The following is an 18,975-nucleotide window of genomic DNA, read 5'->3' as shown; positions in this document are numbered from 1 at the left end:
AGGAGCAAGAGAGCTTCTGACGGTATTTTTTTCGACCTTATTCCCTTGAGAATAATAGGAAATTTTCCGTTCAGGGAGGCCATTTCTGGCCTGACGGTATATTGGGCGGCTCTCTGGCGTTTTTGAACGATCTCGGAGGGTCAAAATGCTGACTGACGCGGGCATCAAAGCCCTGAAACCAAAGGATAAATTGTATAAGGTCGTTGACCGTGACGGTATGTATGTCGTGGTCAATCCCTCGGGGGCGGTCGTGTTCCGATATGACTACCGCCTCAACGGGCGTCGGGAGACTTTGACGCTCGGCCGCTACGGCGCGTCCGACCTGTCTCTGGCGCGGGCGCGCGAGAAGCTAATCGACGCCAAGCGCGCCATACTTGAAGGGCGGTCGCCCGCCCGAGAGAAGCAACGCGAGAAGCGCCGTATCAAAGAGGCAAAGAGCTTCGGCGAGTTTGGCGAACGCTGGTTGCAGGAGGCGAAGATGGCCGACAGCACCCGCGCGATGCGGCGCTCGATCTATGAGCGGGACATTCTTCCGACTTTTCGGAACCGGCTGCTGACCGAAATCAGCCCCGATGATCTCCGCGCCATGTGCGCCAAGGTGAAGGCACGCGGAGCCCCGGCCACGGCCGTTCACGTCCGCGACATCGTGAAGCTCGTTTATGCCTTTGCGATCCTGCACGGGGAAAAGGTGCCGAACCCGGCCGATGAGGTCGGGCCTGCCTCTATCGCGACCTTTGTTCCCAAAGACCGCTCTCTCTCGCCTGCTGAAATCCGCGTCATGCTCGGCCAGCTTGAGCATGTGCCGACGCTGCCGACGATCCGGCTCGGCATGAAGCTGTTCCTGCTCACCATGGTCCGAAAGAGTGAGCTACAGGATGCGACTTGGGATGAGGTCGATTTCGAGAACGCGGTCTGGTCGATCCCCAAGGAGCGGATGAAGCGATCCAAGGCGCACAACGTCTATCTCGCGGAGCAAGCCATCGACATCCTCATTGCGCTCAAGACCTGCGCCGGCAATTCCAAATATCTGCTGCCATCGCGTTACGACGCGGATGCTCCCATGTCGCGGGCGACCTTCAATCGCATCACCACCGCTGTCGTGATGCGGGCGAAGAAAGAGGGCTTGCCGCTCGAACCGTTCACGGTCCACGATCTACGCCGGACGGGCTCCACGCTCCTGAACGAGCTGGGCTTCAATAGCGACTGGATCGAAAAGTGCTTGGCGCATGAAGACGGGCGGTCGTCCCGTGGCATCTACAACAAGGCAGAATATGAGCACCAGCGCCGCCATATGATGCAGGAATGGGCGAACCTTGTGGACGCTTGGGTAGCGGGCCAGAAATACGCTCCAACGCTGTATCCGCCGTCAATGGACCTTTTGGTGCCTGAACCTAGCGTTTGACGGGCCGGAATTTCCTGAGCTTCACATCAGGAGACGGCGCACGTTTGATAGCTTTCTCTCTGGAGGCTTGGCGACGTTCTTCAAGCCAAGCCTCCACCTCGGCCAAGTCCCAAACCACGCACCGGGCCGTCAGATAGAACCGTTGGGGAAAATCACCCCGTTGCTCCATGTCGTAGATTGTAGTGTCAGCAAGGGGAACGAGTTCTCGAAGCTGATGCCTGCGAATTGTCCGTTTACCCAGCGCAGATGTTGGATCACTCATCTTCATAACCTCGTTAAGCCATGTTCAACGGGATTCCGGGCAACCGGAGGCTCCCGAAACTAGGCGAACCATGCAGCGAGGTCAGCGGCGTGTAGCGTGCCGCATTTGCGCCTATGCGCTGGCGGCACCCCCTGCCGGAATGGGACTTAGCTGGCGGCCCGCCGCGCCTTGGCGAAACCGCGATCCGTAGCGATGAAGTGTTGAAGCATCGGCACGATGAGTTTGGCGGGATCGGCGACGGGCTGGCCGCTCTGGCGAGCCAGCACCTCGGCATAGACGATCAGATCGCGGTTGAGGGTCGCGGGCAGCTCCAGCATGACCTTTACGGGCTTGTCGTCGGGCAGCGGGCCGAGTTTCAGTTTCGTCATGGTCAACCTCCTGCCGGCTCGAATACTAAATCGCGGGTGACGATGATCCTGACCGGGAAGCCCGGCCGGATGGTCAGCGTCGGCGCGACCTGCAATTGGCGCTGCACGATCTGCTGGCCCGCCTGATTGACGGTATCCTGCGCCCCGTCGCGGATGGCGCGGATCAGCCGGTCCTCGTCGCTCGTCGCCAGCTCCGAGCCGACTGCAAGCAGCGTGGACAGCCCTGCGGCCTTCATTAGATCCCACCAATGATAATCGACCCCATCCTCAAGCCCGGCATAGCCGCTGGCATCCGCGCCCGGCAGGCGCTCCAAAACGATGGAGCGGCCGCCCGGCAGGATCAGACGATTCCACACCAGCAACACGCGGCGCTGGCCGAAGGTCACGCCATCATCGTATTGGCCGATGATACGGGTGCCCTGCGGGATCAACAGCAGCGAGCCGGTCGGGCTGTCATAGACGTTCTCGGTGACTTGGGCCGTGATCTGGCCGGGCAGATCGGAACGGATGCCGGTTATCAACGCGGCCGGGATCACGGCCCCGGCCTGAAGGATATAGGGCGATGCCGGCGGCGCGACGCGATCCGGGGCGACGGTCTGCCGGTCCACGGGTCCATTGAGAAATGCCGCGTGGCGATCCTGTGTCGCGGGCTGTCCGCCGAGGCCAAGCCCGCCGAGGCCGGGCATGGCCGTCCCTGCCGGCGCTCCCGTGCGCGGGCCGGACTGGAAAAAGACGTTGCTCAAGCGCGCGGCTTCTTCCTCGGCCCTGCGGCGTTCTTCTTCGGGATCGACGGCGGGCGTCGTCATGACGGGCGGCGCGACCGGCTGTCCCCTTGTCTGCGCGTCGAGGATCGGACGGCCGAGGTCGCCGGGTAGCGCGGGGCCGAGCGCCGGCCCGCTATAGTCGCTCGGCAGGCCGGACAGGCCGTCCGCCGTGGGCCGGTTCTCGGTCGAATAGAGTTCGTCGCCTCCCGGCCCCCCGTCGCGGGTCTGGAACGCGTACATCAGCGCCCCACCGATGCCGAGAAGCGCGACGGCTCCGACGCCTGCCAGCATCTTGCGGGACAGGCGCGTAACACGGGGCGGCTCGGCGCGCAGGCGCATGGGCGCGATGGTGTCGGTGATGGTGTTCTCGCTCATGACGGGGTGTCTCCGGTCGCGCTGGCGGGCTGGGCGGCGGCGGCCTGCGTCGGGTTGGTGCGGACGATCCTGACAACCTGCTGGCGGTTGCCGCTGCCAAGGCGCAGCTCGGCCGCGCCGAACAGGCGATCCACGATCAGGACGTTCTGATGGATACGGCTGTTGACGATCTGCGGCTCGCCGTTCGCGCCAAGCACGAAGATCGGCGGCATCTCGCCCTGCACGATCCCGGCCGGGAAGACGACATAGACGCGCCTGCCATCGTCGAAGACGGAAACCGGCCGCCATGGCGGGCTGTCGCCCTGCACCTGCAAGGCGTAGCGATAGTTCCGTGCCGCCTCGGCCGGAATGATCGGCGCGGCCGGAACCGTCTGGCGCTGGCCGGCAGGCGGTGCGGGATAGGCCCATGCCACGGCGGGCATGTAGAGCGATTCCCGCGCGCGCAGCTCGATCATGTAGGTGCGCCGGTCGGTGGTGACGATAAGGTTGGTGGAAATGTCCGGCCGCGTGGGCTTCACGAGGATATGGACACGACGGTTTGCGCCGCTGCCGCTTTCGGTGTCGCCGATGATCCAGCGGGCGGTGTCCCCGGCCGCGATCGGCCCCGCGCCTGTCAAACTCTCGCCCGGCTCCAGCGCAATGGTCGTGATCTGCCCGACTGCGGCATAGACCTGATAGAGCGCGCCTTCCGACCACGGATAAATCTGGATGGCGTTGTAGTAGCCTTCGCGGCGCGGCTCGACGCGGGCGGCGGCATTGGCGTTCTCGACGCGGCCGGTCGGCGTGCCGGCGGCGGTGCCGCCGCGCGCCACGGTCCATGCCGGGGGCACATGCAGCGGCCGGGGCGTATTGTCGGTTGCCGCCGCCTGCACGGTCGGCAGCGGCGGCACGCTGGCGTCGTAGCTGAATTGCGGTGTCCGGTTGGTCGCGCAGCCTGCCAAAGTAATTGCAAACGCCGTCGCAAAAATCGCATAGGTTAGCGACTTCAGGATCAGTAAGGAGGAACCAACAGAATGGATTCTGTGCCGACGATTGTTGCCCGGTATATCGACGCCTACAACAGGATGAATGTTCAGGCGATGCTCGACTGCCTGTCGGGCGACGTTCGGTTTATCAACAGATCGAACGGAGAGACGACGAACGAAACGCACGGGATCGAGGCATTTCGCGCGCTGGCGGAACAGGGCGTCCAGTTGTTTGCTGAAAGAGAACAGACGATCCTCGACTGTATCGCGATAGACGACCGTGCAGCCGTGCGCATCGGCTATCGCGCCAAGGTCAAAACCGACCTGCCCAATGGCTGGAAGGCCGGGCAGGAAGTCAAGATGACGGGCACCTCGTTCTTCATGATCTCCGAGGGAAAGATCAGCGAGGTGATTGATGCAAGCTGAGCGTTTCATTGGCTCATCTCCCGCGACCATGAAATTGCATTGACGTAGATTCCCAGCGGATTGGCGCGCAGGCGTTCGGCGTCGCGCGGTGGCTGGATGACGATGGTGAGGATGGCCGTCCATCGTTCCGTGGTGGAAAGCTGGCCGTTCTCGAAATGCCTTTCCGTCCAAGCCACGCGGAAGCTGTTGGGCGAGGCCCGGATGACGCTGGACACCTCGACGGCGACCTGCTGACGGCCGACGCGGGTGAAGGGATCATTGGCACGGGCGTAATCGTTGAGCGCCGCCGCGCCGCGATCCGTGGTCCACTCATAGGCGCGAAGCCAGTTCTGACGGACAATGATCGCGTCGGCCGGGATCGCGCGGACCTGCTCGATGAAGCGGCCGAGATGAAAAGCGATTTGCGGATCGGTCGGGCGATAGTCGGCATTGGCGGGCGCGACGGTCTGCGCCTGACCGAGATTGTCCACCTGCACGACCCAAGGCACCACGGTCCCGCGCGCGGTCTGCCAGACCAGCGCCGAGGCGAAGCCGGCAGACAGGATCAGGGAGCCGAAGGCCATGAGCCTCCAGTTGCGAGCCTGCACGCGGGCCGAGCCGATACGCTCATCCCAAGCCTGCGCGGCCTTCTGATAGGGCGTCTCGGGTTCCGGCGATTTGCCGTAATGGGTTGCTGGTCGTTTGAAGATGCTCATGAGCGGTCACTTTCGGAAAGGTTGACGGAGGAACCGGAACCGTGGCTGTCGCCAGACCGCACCGCATGGGCGGCCATGGTGGTGCCGTGGTTCATTGCCTGCGAGCGGCGCATCTGCTGCGCCCATGCGGGCGGGCTGCCGGCCGGGCCGGATGCTGCTGCGGTGGGATCGGCGCTCGCGCCGCCGACTGTGCCCATGGTGGAGCTGCCGCCCGACGCGCCGAAACCGGCTTTCGCACCAGCGGAGAAGCTGGATTTGACGGATTCGCTGGCGCGCGCGGCGGCGCGTTTGAGGGGCGAGATAGCCGCCGATCCTGCGGCACGCGCGACGCCGCCGAGGCCGGAAGCGACACCGGCCGCGCCGGACTGGCCGAGCGAGCCGACGCTGTAGGCAGCGGTCGCCGCGCCCGCGGTGGCCGCACCGCCGCGGACGGCCGCGGCCCCGCCGGACAGGGCAGCGGCACCGCCTTTGGCGGCGAGCATGGCCCCGCCGCCAGCGGCGACGGCTGCGCCTGCGACCGCAAGCCCGGTTCCCACGGCAGCACCCGCGCCAAGCTGCGGGCCGCCAGAGACGATGCCGTTGGCGATGCCGGGACCGAAGATGCCGAGGCCGAGCAGCGACAGGGCTGCCAGCACAATCGCCATGGCGTCGTCGATAGTCGGGGTTGCCCCGCCGAAACCGGCGGTGAATTGCGAAAACAGGGTGCTGCCGATGCCGATGATAACGGCGAGGACCAAGACCTTGATGCCGGACGATACTACGTTCCCCAAGACCTTCTCGGCCATGAACGCGGTCTTGCCGAACAGCCCGAAGGGGATGAGGACGAAGCCGGCGAGCGTCACCAATTTGAACTCGATCAGCGTCACGAAAAGCTGGATCGCCAAAATGAAAAACGCGAGCACAACCAGCGCCCACGCAAACAACAGGCACGCGATCTGGATGAAGTTCTCGAAGAAGGCGATCCAGCCCATCAGGTCGGAAATGGAGTCGAGCAGCGGGCGGCCGGCGTCGAGGCCGGTCTGCGCCACGCGGCCCGGCCGCATCAGATCGGTGACGGAAAAGCCGGTGCCCGACGCCATCAGGCCGAGGCCGGCGAAGCTCTCGAAAACGATCCGAGCGAGATTGTTCCAGTTGGAGATGATGTAGGCGAAGACGCCGACGAACAGGGTCTTTTTGATTAGCCGCGCGATGATGTCGTCATCCGCGCCCCATGCCCAAAACAGGGCGGCGAGCGTCACGTCGATGACGATCAGGGTGGTGGCGATGAAGGCGACTTCGCCGCCGAGCAGGCCGAAACCGCTGTCGATGTAGGAGGTGAATACGCCTAGAAACGAGTTGATGACGCCCGTGTTGCCCATGGTCAGCGCGCCTCGCTGCGGTCACGGCCGAGGAAGCGGTCGCGGGATTCTGCCCATGCGGCGAGGCAATCGGTGTCGCTCGCCGCCGCCTCGCCGAGCTGCTGGCAGCGGCGCAGGGTTTCGCGCAGCGGATCAGCCGGGGACTGGAAGGCCGAGGCCGGGGGCGGCGCGGAAGGCTCGTCCTTCCGCGCCATGTCGATTGCGGTCGCCGTGACGGCGATGGCGATGAATACAACGGCCCCGAGCCGGGCCAGCATCTTGCCGTCCATGGCGAGCCTCCCCGTCAGTTGTTGCCGTTGAACATCTGCGCGTTGCCCGGCTGATAGCCGCTGCCGGGCGTCAGGAACCGCTCGCGCTGGATGCGGCCCTGTTCGGCGGCGGTCGCGCGCTCGGCCTCCGTGAGCGCATCGGCGCGGCCGTTCGCCGAGATGACCGCGATCAGGTCGGAAAGCTGTTGCGACTGGAGCGCGAGAAGCTGATTGCCGGCCTGTGTGGCTTGCAGCGCGCCGGTTGCGCCCTGACTCTGGCCGACCAGCGCGGCCATCTCGGCACTGTTGCCGTCGATATTGCCGACCGCACCCGCCTGCACGCGCATGGCGTCCTGCAAGCCGCCGACCGTGTTCTCCCAGCGGCCGCGCGCATCGGCGACAAGCTGGGCGTCGGTCGCCGATAGCGAGACATTGCCATATTGGCTCTGGAACGCTTGGTCGATCTGCCCGACCTCGAACGCGATATTCTGCGCCTGCCCCAAAAGCTGCTGCGTGCGCTGGACGTTCTGCTGGAGCTGCTGGAGCGACGAATATGGCAGGCTCGCCAGATTGCGGGCCTGATTGATGAGCATCTGCGCCTCGTTCTGGAGGCTGGTGATCTGGTTGTTGATCTGCTCCAGCGTGCGCGCTGCCGTGAGCACGTTCTGCGCATAGTTGCTCGGGTCATAAACGATGCGGTCGAAGCCGAATTGCGCATGGACCGGGCTCGCCAGCATGGGCGACAGCGCGACGGGCACGGCGAGCGCCAGTGCAAGGGCCGAGGCCCCGACGAACTTGGGATAGGTCATGGAAGAATCTCCTGTGTGGTATCGAGCCGGGCCGGCGCGGCGGATTCCGGCCGGTCGGCAAGATTGGTGAGGTTTGGGATCAGTTCGGCCGCCCAATCGACGCCGCGCTCGCGCAGCCATGCGGCGAGGAAGCCGTCGCGGCCGTGTTCGGCGACGATCTGCGCAATGAGCGTCTGGTCGGATTTGGCGGATGCGGCGCAGAGTGCGAGGCCGACTTCGGACAGGCCAAGCTCGAACAGGCGATTGCCCCTGCGGCTTTGGCAGTAATAATCCCGCTTGGGCGTGGCCCTTGCGAGGATTTCGATCTGCCGGTCATTCAATCCGAAGCGCCGATAAATCTCGGTAATCTGCGGCTCGATGGCGCGCTCGTTCGGCAGCAGGAGCCGCGTGGGGCAGCTCTCGATAATCGCGGGTGCGATGTTGCTGCCGTCAATGTCGGACAGGCTTTGCGTGGCGAAGATGACGCTGGCGTTTTTCTTGCGCAGCGTTTTCAGCCATTCGCGGAGCTGGCCGGCGAAACCTTCATCGTCGAGCGCGAGCCAGCCTTCATCTATGATGAGCAGCGTGGGTCGGCCGTCGAGCCGGTCGCCGATGCGGTGGAACAGGTAGGACAGGACGGCCGGGGCCGCGCCGGTCCCGACAAGGCCCTCGATCTCGAACGCCTGCACATCGGCCGAGCCGAGATGTTCGGCTTCGGCGTCGAGCAGCCGGCCATAGGCCCCACCGACGCAGAACGGCCGGAGCGCCTGTTTCAGATCGTTGGATTGCAGCAGCACCGCAAGGCCGGTGATCGTGCGTTCCTCGACCGGTGCCGAGGCGAGCGAAGTCAGCGCCGTCCAAAGATATTCCTTCACCTCGGGCGTGATGGCGATGCCTTCGCGCATGAGGATGGCGGCGATCCAGTCGGCCGCCCATGCGCGTTCATAGGTGTCGTGGATGCGGGCAAGCGGCTGGAGCGAAACGGACGCCTCGGCCCCTTCTGTCAGCCCGCCGCCCAAATCGTGCCAGTCGCCGCCCATGGCGAGCGACGCGGCGCGGATGCTGCCGCCGAAGTCGAAGGCGAACACCTGTGATCCTGCATAGCGCCGGAACTGCAAAGCCATGAGGGCGAGCAACACGCTCTTGCCCGCCCCCGTGGGGCCGACGACAAGGGTGTGCCCTACGTCGCCGACATGCAAAGACAACCGGAACGGGGTTGAGCCTTCGGTCTTTCCAAAGAGCAAAGGGGGCGCACCGAAATGCTCGTCCCGTTCCGGCCCCGCCCACACCGCCGACAGCGGGATCATGTGGGCGAGATTCAAAGTGCTGATAGGCGGCTGGCGGACATTGGCGTAGGCGTGTCCGGGCAGGCTGCCGAGCCATGCGTCAACTGCGTTGACGCTCTCGGGCATGGCGGTGAAGTCGCGGCCCTGAACGATCTTCTCGACCAGGCGCAGCTTCTCGTCGGCAATGCGCGGGTCGGCATCCCATACGGCGACGGTGGCCGTGACATAGGCCATGCCCGCCACGTCCGCGCCGAGTTCCTGCAAGGCCATGTCGGCGTCGAGCGCCTTGTTGGCCGCGTCGGTGTCCACCAGCGCGGACGCCTCGTTCGTCATCACCTCTTTCAGAATCGCGGCGATGGACTTGCGCTTGGCGAACCATTGGCGGCGGATGCGAGTCAGCAGCCGCGTCGCATCGGTCTTGTCGAGCAGGATCGCCCGCGTGCTCCACCTGTAGGGGAACGGCAGGCGATTCATTTCGTCGAGCAGGCCCGGCGTCGTCGCGGTCGGGAATCCCACGATGGTCAGGACACGCAGATGCGCGTCGCCAAGGCGCGGCTCCAGCCCGCCGGTCAAGGGCTGGTCGGCGAGCAGCGCGTCGAGGTGCATCGGCACCTCGGGCACGCGCACGAGATGCCGGTTGGTCGAGATGGTGGAATGGAGATAGGTTAGCGTCGCGCCGTCATCCATCCAACGGCACTCCGGCATGAAGCCGTCGAGCAAGGCCAGCACGCGGTCGGTGCGGTCGATGAAGGCGCGCAGCAGCTCCCACGGGTCGACGCCGGTTTTCTCGCGGCCCTCGTAGAGCCATGTTTCGGCGCGGGCGGCTTCCTCGGCCGGGGGCAGCCAGAGGAAGGTCAGAAAATAGCCCGACACGAAATGCGTGCCTGCTTCCTCGAACCCGGCTTTGCGCTCGGCATCGACCAGCGCCGATGCGGGATCGGGAAAGGTGCTGTCGGGATAGGTTGCGGCCTCGTTGCGCTGCGCCTCGACAAAGATGCTCCAACCGGAGCCGAGGCGGCGCACGGCGTTGTTGATGCGGCCGGCGACGGCGACCAGCTCGGCGGCGACAGCGGAATCCAGATCGGGACCGCGAAACTTCGCGGTCCTCTGAAAACTGCCGTCCTTGTTCAAGACGACGCCGGAGCCGAGCAACGCGGCCCATGGCAGATAGTCGGCGAGCCGGGTGGCGGTGCGGCGATATTCGGAAAGGTTCATCATGGCCGCGCCCTCACGCCGCCAGATGGCCGGGGATGCGCAGATGCCTACGCCCGACCTCGACGAATTGGGGATCGCGCTTCGCCGCCCATACGGCTGCGAAATGGCCGATGGCCCAAATGGCGATGCCGACCAGCCAGAGGCGCAGGCCGAGGCCAACGGCCCCGGCCAGCGTTCCGTTCAGAATCGCGATGGAGCGCGGTGCGCCGCCGAGCAAAATATGCTCGGTCAGCGCCCGGTGGACCGGGATCGAGAAACCCGGCACCGCGTCGAGCTGTTCGAGTCCGCCCGCCATCAAACGAGCGCCCCGCCGCCGAAGGAGAAGAACGACAGGAAGAAGCTCGATGCGGCGAACGCGATGGACAGGCCGAAAACGATCTGGATCAGGCGACGGAAGCCGCCGCTGGTATCGCCGAACGCGAGGGTCAGGCCCGTCACGATGATGATGATGACGGCGATGATCTTGGCGACCGGCCCCTCAATGGACTGGAGGATTTGCTGCAAGGGCTGTTCCCACGGCATCGACGAACCGGACGCATGGGCGGCCGGGGCGAGCATGAGGCTGATGGCAAGGGTGGATGCGGCGGTCGCGGCGAAGCGATAGCCGCGCGTGAGCGTGCGGATCATGAAGATTCTCCTGTGCTGGTGGGGATTGTCGAAGGGATGGGATGCCTGATGCGGTAGTCGCCGTCCGGCCCCAGCCCCTCGACGCGGGCAAGCTCGGCGAGCCGGCGCGCGGAACCGCGCCCGGAAAGGACGGCAACAAGGTCGATAGTCTCGGCGATGAGTGCGCGCGGGACGGTGACGACAGCCTCTTGGATGAGCTGTTCAAGGCGACGAAGCGCGCCGATGCCAGTGCCGGCGTGAATGGTGCCGACGCCGCCCGGATGACCCGTTCCCCATGCTTTGAGCAGGTCGAGGGCTTCGGCACCGCGCACCTCGCCAATGGGAATACGGTCGGGGCGCAGGCGCAGCGAGGAACGGACCAGATCGGAAAGCGTCGCCACGCCGTCTTTCGTCCGCATGGCGACAAGGTTGGGCGCGGCGCATTGCAGCTCGCGCGTGTCCTCGATGATGACGACGCGATCCTGCGTCTTTGCCACCTCGGCGAGCAGCGCGTTGGTCAGCGTGGTCTTGCCGGTGCTGGTGCCGCCTGCCACCAAGATATTGGCGCGGGCTGCGACGGCTTCGCGCAGCGTTTCCGCCTGCTCGGCGGACATGATGCCCGCCGCCACATAGTCGTCGAGCGTGAACACCGCGACGGCGGGTTTGCGGATGGCGAAGGCCGGCGCGGCGACCACGGGCGGCAGAAGCCCCTCGAACCTCTCGCCACTTTCCGGCAGTTCGGCCGAGACGCGCGGGCTGCGGGCATGAACCTCCGCGCCGACATGATGGGCGACCAGCCGCACGATGCGTTCGCCATCGGCGGCGGACAGCCGTTCGCCCGTGTCGGAAAGTCCTTCGGACAGGCGGTCCACCCAAAGGCGGCCGTCCGGGTTCAACATCACCTCGACCACGGCCGGGTCTTCGAGCAGCCGGGCGATTGCGGGGCCGAGCGCGGTGCGCAACATGCGCGCGCCGCGCTGGATCGCTTCCTGTCTGTGGTGGTTGGTGGTCATGTCGGCCCCGGCTTTCTGGCGGGGCGCAACAGGCGGTCCCCGGATCGGGGTCGATTAAGAAAGCCCGGAATTGGGCCGGTTCAACAAGTATCTAGCTGCGTGCGGTGATCGGCGGCGAACGGCGGTAAATAGGATGGGTCCGAATACTTACTCTTGATCGCCGTTGCTCTCGGACTCGTCCGGCAACGGATCGTCGGGAAGTGAGTCGAGGTCGCGCGACAGCTCTTTGAGGAACCTGTCGCCGGTCGCCAGACGCCGGCCGAGATTCTGCATGAAGCCCTCGAACCGCTCCGCGCCTTTGGCACGGGCAGCGGATTGTGCGGCTCCCGTGAGCGGCGGGGTGATCGTCATCCAGAAATGGATGAACTGCGCGACCGTCTCGCCGAGGACGGCGAGATCTAGGTCGAGCGTGTCGATCTGGCGGCCGAGCTTGTCCAAGCGGCGCGACATGGCGGCTTCAAGCTGGTCGTCGGCATCGCCGGACAGGTAGGACATGACCGCCGCCTCCACGATGGCGGATTTCGAGACATTGCGGCGCAGCGCCACCGAGCGGCGCAGCGCCATCGCCTCGATCTGCGGAATGAGCGCGGGGTCGAAATAGATATTCAGGCGGGTGCGTGTGGTCATGGGCGTGTCCTCAAAGCTCGATTCCATCATCGGGGTTCAGCGCCACCTGCCGCGCGACCATCCTCATGCGCTGGCGCATGGCGCGGGCCTTGGCCGCGTCAACGTCTGGCTCGTCGTCCAGAAACTCGAACTCCTGTTCGGGCGGCTGCACCGACGCGACGATTTCCTCATGCTCCGGCAATTCCGGCTCGCGGCGGATGCCGGCATTGGCGGGATCGCCCTCGGCCCCGTCTGCCGCGACCGTCGCGGAACGATTTTCCGCCGCAACCACGCGGCCGGACCAGTCATCGGCGGATGGGCTGGGCGCCAGCGGAGCGGCGACCAGATCGGGCGGGGTCAGGATGCGTTCCTGAAACCGCGCATCCTCGTAGTAGCGGGCCTTGGTCGCGCGGACCGGCGGCGTGCCCGCCACCATGACGATTTCGTCCGTTGGCGGAAGCTGCATGATCTCGCCCGGCGTGAGCAGCGGCCGGGCCGTCTCCTGCCTCGACACCATCAGATGCCCGAGCCACGGGGCTAATCTGTGCCCGGCATAGTTGGTGGAATCGCGCAACTCAGTCGCGGTGCCGAGTGCATCGCTCACCCGCTTGGCGGTGCGTTCGTCGTTCGTGGCGAAGCTGACGCGAACATGGCAGTTGTCGAGAATGGCGTTATTCGGCCCATAAGCGCGTTCAATCTGGTTGAGGCTCTGCGCGATCAGGAAGCCTTTGATGCCGTAGCCCGCCATGAAGGCGAGCGCCGATTCAAAGAAGTCGAGCCGGCCGAGCGCCGGAAACTCGTCCAGCATCAACAGCAAGCGATGGCGCTTGCTGGAGGTGGTCAATTCCTCGGTCAACCGCCTGCCGATCTGGTTGAGGATCAGGCGGATGAGCGGCTTGGTGCGGTTTATGTCGGACGGCGGCACGACCAGATAGAGCGTGACGGGCTGGCGGCTGCCGACCAGATCGGCAATGCGCCAGTCGCAGCGCGCCGTCACCCGCGCCACCACCGGATCGCGGTAGAGGCCGAGAAACGACATAGCGGTGGACAGCACGCCGCTGCGCTCGTTCTCGCTCTTGTTCAACAGCTCGCGGGCCGACGACGCGATCACGGGATGAACGCCAGCCTCGCCGAGATGCGGCGTATCCATCATGGCGCGCAAGGTCGCCTCGACCGGGCGGCGTGGATCGGACAGGAAGTTGGCGACGCCTGCCAGCGTCTTGTCCTTCTCCGCATAGAGAACATGCAGGATCGCGCCGACAAGCAGGCTATGGCTGGTCTTTTCCCAATGGTTGCGCTTGTCGAGGCTGCCTTCGGGATCGACCAGAATATCCGCGATATTCTGAACGTCCCGAACCTCCCATTCGCCCTGTCTCACCTCTAGCAACGGGTTGTAGGCGGACGATCTGGCGTTGGTCGGATCGAACAGCAGGACGCGGCCGTGCTTCGCCCGGAAGCCGGCTGTCAGCGTCCAGTTTTCCCCTTTTATGTCGTGGACGATGGCGGATGCGGGCCATGTCAGCAGCGTCGGCACCACCAATCCGACACCTTTGCCGCTCCGGGTCGGGGCGAAGCATAGGACATGCTCGGGACCGTCATGGCGCAGATAGTCTTGGGTATGACGGCCGAGCACCACGCCATCGGGGCCGAGCAACCCCGCCGCGCGGATTTCCCGATCCTCGGCCCATCGCGCCGATCCATATGTGGCGACGTTGCGTGCTTCCCGCGCCCGGATGATCGACATGAAGATGGCGGCGGCGATGGCGAGGAAGCCGCCCGATACCGCGATGATGCCGCCCTCGACGAAGATCGCGGGCGCGTAGGCGTCGAACGAAAACCACCACCAGAAAAACGCGGGCGGATAATAGACCGGCAGACCCGCCAGCTCGAACCATGGCGCTCCAAGCTGCGGCTGGAAGCCGAGGCGAAACGCCGTCCATTGCGTCGCTGCCCACACCATCACCAGAACGATGGTGAAGACGACAGCGATTTGGCCCCAAAGGATTCGTCCTCCGCGCAATGCAGGCTCCAGTCGGCAAAAGAGACGGAGCCGATCAGAGAGTAGGCAAAATTGGGACAGGCAACAGGAAAGGGGCTGCGGGAGGGCTGCCGGATACTATCGGCGGCAAATAGGACGGGTTGCCTTCACCGCCATCCGGCCGGGTGATCGCCGCTGCGCAACTGGCGGGGCGAATCGCCGCAACGGACGCATTGGATGGCCCTCGCGTCATGTCGCCGCTGTCATAGATGTAACTTGCATAATAGAAGTTACATCATTATGGATGTGCCATGCAACGAACAAGCTTTCTGTCATCCGAATGTCCCGCAGCCCGAGCGCTGGAAAGCGTCGGTGACTGGTGGAGCATCTTGATCCTGCGAGACGCCTTCCAAGGGTTGAGCAAATTCGATGAATTCGAGAAAAACCTCGGAATTTCCGCGAACATTTTGGCGAGGCGATTGAAGCATCTCACGGCGGAAGGACTGTTTGAAAGGCGACGATACAATGATCATCCGCCTCGATTTGAATACGTCCTTACCGACAAGGGGCGAGATTTTTATCCGGTAGCAATCGCCCTGTTTGCATGGGGGAACCGGAACCTTGCGCCCAATGAAATAGCCATGCGCCTTGGAGACAAGAAAACCGGATGGGAGAGGACCGCCGTTATCATCGACGCGAATACAGGAGAAGCAATCACTCCTGAAAACACCGTTCTTCTGGCAGGCCCCGCCGCAACAGAGGAAACGATGCGCGTCATAAATCGCGTGAAGCAAATAAGCTCAGAAAAAGAAACGGAATAATCCAATGCGCCGAATTGTTGTAACCGGCATGGGTTTAGTTGGCCCTCTTGGTTCTGGCATCGAAACAAGCTGGAAAAGACTTCTCGACGGGAAATCGGGAATCAGGAGTTTGCCCGATGAAATTTCCAACGATCTACCGGTGAAAATCGGCGGACTCGTTCCTAGCCTGATTGAAGATTCCGAAGCCGGTTTTGATCCCGACTTGATCGTTGACACAAAGGATCAACGAAAAATGGATCGCTTCATTGTGTTTGCACTTGCGGCCGCGAAGGAGGCTCTTGAAACGGCGGGATGGCATCCCACCAGCGACTACGAACGTGAGCGCACGGCGACAGTTATCGCCTCTGGTATAGGCGGGTTTCCTGCTATCGCTTCGGCAGTTCGCATAACGGATACACGGGGAGCACGGAGGCTCTCACCGTTTACCGTGCCATCGTTTCTTGCCAACCTCGCGGCAGGACAGGTTACCATCAGGCATGGATTTACAGGTCCTATTGGCACGCCTGTAACCGCCTGCGCCGCTAGCGTTCAGGCCGTCGGCGACGCCGCGCGGTTGATACGCTCCAACGAGGCCGACATCGCTCTGTGCGGCGGGGCAGAGGCATGCATTGACAAGGTTAGTCTCGGGGCATTTGCTGCCGCGCGAGCACTATCCACCGGCTACAATACTACCCCGGAACTGGCGTCGAGGCCGTTCGACGCCGGGCGCGATGGTTTCGTAATGTCCGAAGGGGCGGGTCTGATCGTCATAGAGGAATTGGAACATGCCCTCGCTCGGGGTGCCAAGCCCATAGCCGAATTGGTAGGATACGGCACTACCGCTGATGCACACCATATGACTGCCGGTCCAGAGGACGGTCGAGGTGCGGCCCGTGCGATGAAAATCGCGCTCCAGAGTGCCGGGTTGAAGCCAGACGATATTCAGCATTTGAACGCTCATTCGACCTCCACCCTCGTAGGGGATCGTGGAGAAATAGCGGCGATAAAATCCGTTTTTGGCAATCATGACGTGGCGGTAAGCGCCACGAAATCGGCGACCGGACACTTACTTGGTGCCGCAGGCGGCATTGAGGCGATTTTCACGATACTCGCCCTACGGGATCAAATCGCTCCCCCAACGAGAAATTTAGCAAACCCCGATCCTGCGGTCGCAGGTATCGACCTCGTTCATCAATCTTCACGTCCTATTGTCATGGAACATGCCATTTCCAACGGATTCGGCTTTGGCGGCGTTAATGCAAGTGTCGCTTTCCGGCGATGGCAGTAACAGTTCCTGACGGTGGCGGCTTATGCGACTACTTCGGTTCGCTATGATGTTGAGAGGAAGCCGAATATAGCGTTGATCCTATACCGCCAGTCCTATCTGCTCGCGCAACTGCCACGATACCGATCCACCCTGCATAATGCATGACCTCGCTGCCGAGCTGGCGGTTGATGACCTGTCTCCACGGGACAAGGGTGCATTTATGGCTCTTTTCAACCACAGCGAACTTGCTGCTGGATAATTGTACGGTGCCGATGGACTTGCAGCTCACGCCCTCGCTATCCGTGGCAGTACCGAATTCGTGCAGACCTGTCGGCCCATGTCGTTGGCGAGGCTGAGCAGGTTGCGAAGCGCCGTGCTGCGGTTGGACGGCGACCAGACAGCCGAGAAGGCGACCGGCTCCGGCTCGTCGGCGAAGGGCAAGAAGACAATGCCGGTTGACGGCAACAGCGCCGTGGCCGCACTGACGATGGTGATGCCGAAGCCCTGTCCGACCAAGGACAAAAGGGTGCCACGCCCCACGTCGAAGCGCAGGATCGACGGCGCAGGCCAGTGCTCGGCGTGGCGTAGCACGATATGGCTATGAACCTGCGGCCCAGTGCCGCCACGCCGGACAAGAAACGTCTCGCCTGCCAGATCGGGCCATGTGACGGCTGACCGCTTGGCGAGCGGATGTCGTTCCGGTAGCACCGCCAAGAGCGGTTCGGTCCATGTGCGACGGGAATGGCAGTCGGGTAGTTGGGGCGTGCCCGCGACGAACGCCACATCCAACCTGCCGGCGCGAAGCTGCACCACCGCTTCACGGGCTGGGCCTTCGGTGATTTCGACTTCAACGCCGGGGTGATCCTTGCGGTATCGGCCGATCAGCTTTGCTAGGAAGCTGCGGGGGATTAGGGCATGGATTCCGATGCGAAGCCGGCCGCTTTCTCCGGCTGCCGCCATGCCAGCGGTCTTAATCGCATGGTCCAATAGATCGACACCGGCCGCGATCCGCTCGACGAAGTGGCGACCGGCCTCGGTCAGTCGGACACCTCGTGCATGGCGCTCGAACAGGAGGATGCCAAGGTCTTCCTCCAGTGCCTTCACGCGCGCGCTGACGCTGGATTGCGCCACGCCGAGCGCATTGGCGGCGTGGCGGAAGTTCAGATATTCGGCGACGGCGAGAGTGTGAACTAAGGTCATCATCGGCACTCGCCCCGAGAGGAGATGATGGCTCAACGGATTTAATCCGTCATTCCCCGTAAGTCTACGCATACCAATTCGCCATGACTCAATCACAATGAGTTGCGAAAGGTCTGCGTAGTATTGGCAGACATATTAAATAGAGGATCACGCCGACAATCCAAACCCAACCGTTCCATGCTCCTATGGTAGCAGAATAGAGTGCCGTGAAGCCAAGCGGTCCCGCGATAGAGCTTAGATTGGTGAGGCTTGTAAGCGTTCCCTGTAAAGCTCCTTGCTTGTTACTGCTGACATTATTTGAAAGCATTGCCTGCAAGGCCGGCATGCCAACACCTCCGGCGGCAAGCAGCAACAAAATCGGGAACACCATCCATCCCTGCGTGGCAAAAGCCAGAAGAATGAAGCCAGTCGCATCCGCAGCCATGCCAAAGAGCAGCGTGCGCCGCTCTCCAAGCCGGCTTGAAAGCGGACCGGTAACAAACGCTTGGAAGATTGCATGTGTTGCTCCAAACGCCGCAAGCGACAAACCAACAGTCGTGGTGTCCCACTGAAAACGGTCCTCGCCATAGATGACCCACAGGGCCGCAGGCACTTGGCCGATCAGTTGAATAATGAAGAAAACTGCGAAAAGTGCAGCTAGCCCGCGCAATGTATCATCCAGCCGGAACAGAACGAATGGTTTGATACGAACCGGCTTTCCGGCCCCGCCATGGCTGTGATGAGTCTCCTTGAGAAAAATGTAGGCAAGCAGGAACGCGAAGCCGTTGAGAAGGGCAGCGGCGATAAACGGAGCATGGGCAGAAATACCACCGAGCATGCCACCAAGTGCTGGCCCGGCAATCATGCCTGCTCCATAACAGGCCCCCATGTAGCCGAACCAGCGTGCGCGAGAACCTTCCCCCGTCGAATTGGCAATGGTTGAGGCAGCTACGGCTCCGGTTGCTCCCGTGATGCCAGAAACGATTCGGCCGATATAGAGAACCCATAAGACCGGCGCTGATGCCATAATCGTGTAATCGACTGCGGCCCCCGCAAGAGAAGCCAGAAGCACCGGACGCCGACCGTAAGCATCTGAAAACTGTCCAAGCACGGGCGCGAAGATGACCTGCATCAACGCATAGAGTGACAGCAAAGCACCATAGTGACCAGCGACCTGCTCCGCCGGTACAAGCTCGCGCAGAAGCGTCGGAAGGACCGGCATGATGAGGCCGAGTCCCATGGCGTCGAGACTGACGATCAGCAGGGCGATGATGGCAGAGCTGCGCACCTGAAACTCCAGCGCCGCTCAATGCGAGCGACTTTATCAATGATAAGAACATAGACATAGAAATTATCGTTGATAAATTGTCAAGC

At 63.2% G+C, this 18,975-nt stretch carries 20 protein-coding genes and 1 pseudogene; 4 read left to right on the top strand and 17 right to left on the bottom strand.

The window, feature by feature from the left end; translation table 11 throughout:
- Positions 1–145 precede the first annotated feature (145 nt).
- Positions 146–1,402, top strand: coding sequence for a tyrosine-type recombinase/integrase (locus ABC728_RS20610; RefSeq protein WP_416617549.1), 1,257 nt, complete (start codon positions 146–148; stop codon positions 1,400–1,402).
- Here ABC728_RS20610 and ABC728_RS20605 read toward each other — a convergent pair.
- The 4 genes from ABC728_RS20605 to trbG all read right to left on the bottom strand — a co-directional run bounded on the left by ABC728_RS20605 (position 1,392) and on the right by trbG (position 4,061).
- Positions 1,392–1,664, bottom strand: coding sequence for a helix-turn-helix transcriptional regulator (locus tag ABC728_RS20605; RefSeq protein WP_445376481.1), 273 nt, complete (start codon positions 1,662–1,664; stop codon positions 1,392–1,394). The genes ABC728_RS20610 and ABC728_RS20605 overlap by 11 nt on opposite strands.
- 146 nt (positions 1,665–1,810) lie before the next feature.
- Complete coding sequence (locus tag ABC728_RS20600; protein WP_416617551.1) at positions 1,811–2,032, bottom strand: DUF2274 domain-containing protein; 222 nt, start codon at positions 2,030–2,032, stop codon at positions 1,811–1,813.
- 2 nt (positions 2,033–2,034) lie between these two features.
- Positions 2,035–3,171 carry a TrbI/VirB10 family protein gene (locus tag ABC728_RS20595; protein WP_416617552.1) on the bottom strand — a complete coding sequence of 379 codons (1,137 nt, stop codon included), beginning with the start codon at positions 3,169–3,171 and terminating at the stop codon, positions 2,035–2,037.
- Complete coding sequence (gene trbG / locus ABC728_RS20590) at positions 3,168–4,061, bottom strand: P-type conjugative transfer protein TrbG (RefSeq protein WP_445376480.1); 894 nt, start codon at positions 4,059–4,061, stop codon at positions 3,168–3,170. The genes ABC728_RS20595 and trbG overlap by 4 nt, the downstream gene beginning before the upstream one ends.
- A gap of 123 nt (positions 4,062–4,184) precedes the next feature.
- On the opposite strand from trbG, the gene ABC728_RS20585 reads away from it, so the two are divergent.
- Complete coding sequence (locus ABC728_RS20585) at positions 4,185–4,562, top strand: nuclear transport factor 2 family protein (RefSeq protein ID WP_174835074.1); 378 nt, start codon at positions 4,185–4,187, stop codon at positions 4,560–4,562.
- A 5-nt stretch (positions 4,563–4,567) separates the two neighbouring features.
- On the opposite strand, the gene trbF is transcribed toward ABC728_RS20585, so the two are convergent.
- The 10 genes from trbF to ABC728_RS20535 all read right to left on the bottom strand — a co-directional run bounded on the left by trbF (position 4,568) and on the right by ABC728_RS20535 (position 14,397).
- Positions 4,568–5,257: a conjugal transfer protein TrbF gene (gene trbF / locus ABC728_RS20580; protein WP_416617553.1), complete on the bottom strand. Its 690-nt coding sequence runs from the start codon at positions 5,255–5,257 to the stop codon at positions 4,568–4,570.
- Positions 5,254–6,615: a P-type conjugative transfer protein TrbL gene (trbL, locus tag ABC728_RS20575; RefSeq protein ID WP_445376479.1), complete on the bottom strand. Its 1,362-nt coding sequence runs from the start codon at positions 6,613–6,615 to the stop codon at positions 5,254–5,256. The genes trbF and trbL overlap by 4 nt, the downstream gene beginning before the upstream one ends.
- Positions 6,616–6,617: 2 nt before the next feature.
- A complete protein-coding gene (trbK-alt, locus tag ABC728_RS20570; protein WP_416617555.1) occupies positions 6,618–6,884 on the bottom strand; it encodes a putative entry exclusion protein TrbK-alt in 267 nt (88 codons plus the stop codon).
- Positions 6,885–6,898: 14 nt separating this feature from the next.
- Positions 6,899–7,672, bottom strand: a complete 774-nt coding sequence (gene trbJ / locus ABC728_RS20565; RefSeq protein WP_416617556.1) for a P-type conjugative transfer protein TrbJ — start codon at positions 7,670–7,672, stop codon at positions 6,899–6,901.
- Positions 7,669–10,155 (bottom strand): conjugal transfer protein TrbE, encoded by a 2,487-nt coding sequence (trbE, locus tag ABC728_RS20560; protein WP_416617557.1) that lies wholly within the window; start codon positions 10,153–10,155, stop codon positions 7,669–7,671. Before trbE ends, trbJ begins: the two co-directional genes overlap by 4 nt.
- Before the next feature lie 10 nt (positions 10,156–10,165).
- Positions 10,166–10,447, bottom strand: coding sequence for a VirB3 family type IV secretion system protein (locus tag ABC728_RS20555; protein ID WP_416617558.1), 282 nt, complete (start codon positions 10,445–10,447; stop codon positions 10,166–10,168).
- Positions 10,447–10,779, bottom strand: a complete 333-nt coding sequence (locus tag ABC728_RS20550) for a TrbC/VirB2 family protein (protein WP_021696279.1) — start codon at positions 10,777–10,779, stop codon at positions 10,447–10,449. Before ABC728_RS20550 ends, ABC728_RS20555 begins: the two co-directional genes overlap by 1 nt.
- Entirely contained in the window at positions 10,776–11,771 is a 996-nt protein-coding gene (gene trbB / locus ABC728_RS20545) for a P-type conjugative transfer ATPase TrbB (RefSeq protein WP_416617559.1), read from the bottom strand. The genes ABC728_RS20550 and trbB overlap by 4 nt, the downstream gene beginning before the upstream one ends.
- A gap of 147 nt (positions 11,772–11,918) precedes the next feature.
- A complete protein-coding gene (locus tag ABC728_RS20540) occupies positions 11,919–12,398 on the bottom strand; it encodes a CopG family transcriptional regulator (protein ID WP_171009991.1) in 480 nt (159 codons plus the stop codon).
- A gap of 10 nt (positions 12,399–12,408) precedes the next feature.
- Complete coding sequence (locus ABC728_RS20535) at positions 12,409–14,397, bottom strand: conjugal transfer protein TraG (protein WP_416617560.1); 1,989 nt, start codon at positions 14,395–14,397, stop codon at positions 12,409–12,411.
- A gap of 269 nt (positions 14,398–14,666) precedes the next feature.
- Between ABC728_RS20535 and ABC728_RS20530 the strand changes: the two genes are divergently transcribed.
- Positions 14,667–15,176, top strand: a complete 510-nt coding sequence (locus tag ABC728_RS20530) for a winged helix-turn-helix transcriptional regulator (RefSeq protein WP_174835064.1) — start codon at positions 14,667–14,669, stop codon at positions 15,174–15,176.
- A 4-nt stretch (positions 15,177–15,180) separates the two neighbouring features.
- Positions 15,181–16,443 carry a beta-ketoacyl-ACP synthase II gene (fabF, locus tag ABC728_RS20525; protein ID WP_416617561.1) on the top strand — a complete coding sequence of 421 codons (1,263 nt, stop codon included), beginning with the start codon at positions 15,181–15,183 and terminating at the stop codon, positions 16,441–16,443.
- A gap of 78 nt (positions 16,444–16,521) precedes the next feature.
- Here the strand turns inward: fabF and ABC728_RS20520 are convergent.
- The 3 genes and pseudogenes from ABC728_RS20520 to tet(G) form a co-directional block, all read right to left on the bottom strand.
- Positions 16,522–16,738, bottom strand: a pseudogene (locus ABC728_RS20520) (DUF3363 domain-containing protein); the annotation flags it as partial.
- Positions 16,708–17,622, bottom strand: a complete 915-nt coding sequence (locus ABC728_RS20515) for a LysR family transcriptional regulator (RefSeq protein ID WP_445376658.1) — start codon at positions 17,620–17,622, stop codon at positions 16,708–16,710. The pseudogene ABC728_RS20520 and the gene ABC728_RS20515, both read right to left, overlap by 31 nt.
- An 88-nt stretch (positions 17,623–17,710) precedes the next feature.
- Positions 17,711–18,889, bottom strand: coding sequence for a tetracycline efflux MFS transporter Tet(G) (gene tet(G) / locus ABC728_RS20510; RefSeq protein WP_445376478.1), 1,179 nt, complete (start codon positions 18,887–18,889; stop codon positions 17,711–17,713).
- Positions 18,890–18,975 lie beyond the last annotated feature (86 nt).

It is taken from the genome of Niveispirillum fermenti, from assembly GCF_052474395.1.
The sequence above is the reverse complement of the archived record's forward strand: the minus strand, read 5'-3'. Positions and strand labels throughout refer to the sequence as shown.

What these genes read in the sequence shown, in the direction of transcription:
- ABC728_RS20610 (WP_416617549.1), top strand. Translation starts at nt 146, where the DNA reads ATGCTGACTGACGCGGGCATCAAAGCCCTGAAACCAAAGGATAAATTG.
- ABC728_RS20605 (WP_445376481.1), bottom strand. Translation starts at nt 1,664, where the DNA reads ATGAGTGATCCAACATCTGCGCTGGGTAAACGGACAATTCGCAGGCAT.
- ABC728_RS20600 (WP_416617551.1), bottom strand. Translation starts at nt 2,032, where the DNA reads ATGACGAAACTGAAACTCGGCCCGCTGCCCGACGACAAGCCCGTAAAG.
- ABC728_RS20595 (WP_416617552.1), bottom strand. Translation starts at nt 3,171, where the DNA reads ATGAGCGAGAACACCATCACCGACACCATCGCGCCCATGCGCCTGCGC.
- ABC728_RS20585 (WP_174835074.1), top strand. Translation starts at nt 4,185, where the DNA reads ATGGATTCTGTGCCGACGATTGTTGCCCGGTATATCGACGCCTACAAC.
- trbF (WP_416617553.1), bottom strand. Translation starts at nt 5,257, where the DNA reads ATGAGCATCTTCAAACGACCAGCAACCCATTACGGCAAATCGCCGGAA.
- trbL (WP_445376479.1), bottom strand. Translation starts at nt 6,615, where the DNA reads ATGGGCAACACGGGCGTCATCAACTCGTTTCTAGGCGTATTCACCTCC.
- trbK-alt (WP_416617555.1), bottom strand. Translation starts at nt 6,884, where the DNA reads ATGGACGGCAAGATGCTGGCCCGGCTCGGGGCCGTTGTATTCATCGCC.
- trbJ (WP_416617556.1), bottom strand. Translation starts at nt 7,672, where the DNA reads ATGACCTATCCCAAGTTCGTCGGGGCCTCGGCCCTTGCACTGGCGCTC.
- trbE (WP_416617557.1), bottom strand. Translation starts at nt 10,155, where the DNA reads ATGATGAACCTTTCCGAATATCGCCGCACCGCCACCCGGCTCGCCGAC.
- ABC728_RS20555 (WP_416617558.1), bottom strand. Translation starts at nt 10,447, where the DNA reads ATGGCGGGCGGACTCGAACAGCTCGACGCGGTGCCGGGTTTCTCGATC.
- ABC728_RS20550 (WP_021696279.1), bottom strand. Translation starts at nt 10,779, where the DNA reads ATGATCCGCACGCTCACGCGCGGCTATCGCTTCGCCGCGACCGCCGCA.
- trbB (WP_416617559.1), bottom strand. Translation starts at nt 11,771, where the DNA reads ATGACCACCAACCACCACAGACAGGAAGCGATCCAGCGCGGCGCGCGC.
- ABC728_RS20540 (WP_171009991.1), bottom strand. Translation starts at nt 12,398, where the DNA reads ATGACCACACGCACCCGCCTGAATATCTATTTCGACCCCGCGCTCATT.
- ABC728_RS20530 (WP_174835064.1), top strand. Translation starts at nt 14,667, where the DNA reads ATGCAACGAACAAGCTTTCTGTCATCCGAATGTCCCGCAGCCCGAGCG.
- fabF (WP_416617561.1), top strand. Translation starts at nt 15,181, where the DNA reads ATGCGCCGAATTGTTGTAACCGGCATGGGTTTAGTTGGCCCTCTTGGT.
- ABC728_RS20515 (WP_445376658.1), bottom strand. Translation starts at nt 17,622, where the DNA reads ATGACCTTAGTTCACACTCTCGCCGTCGCCGAATATCTGAACTTCCGC.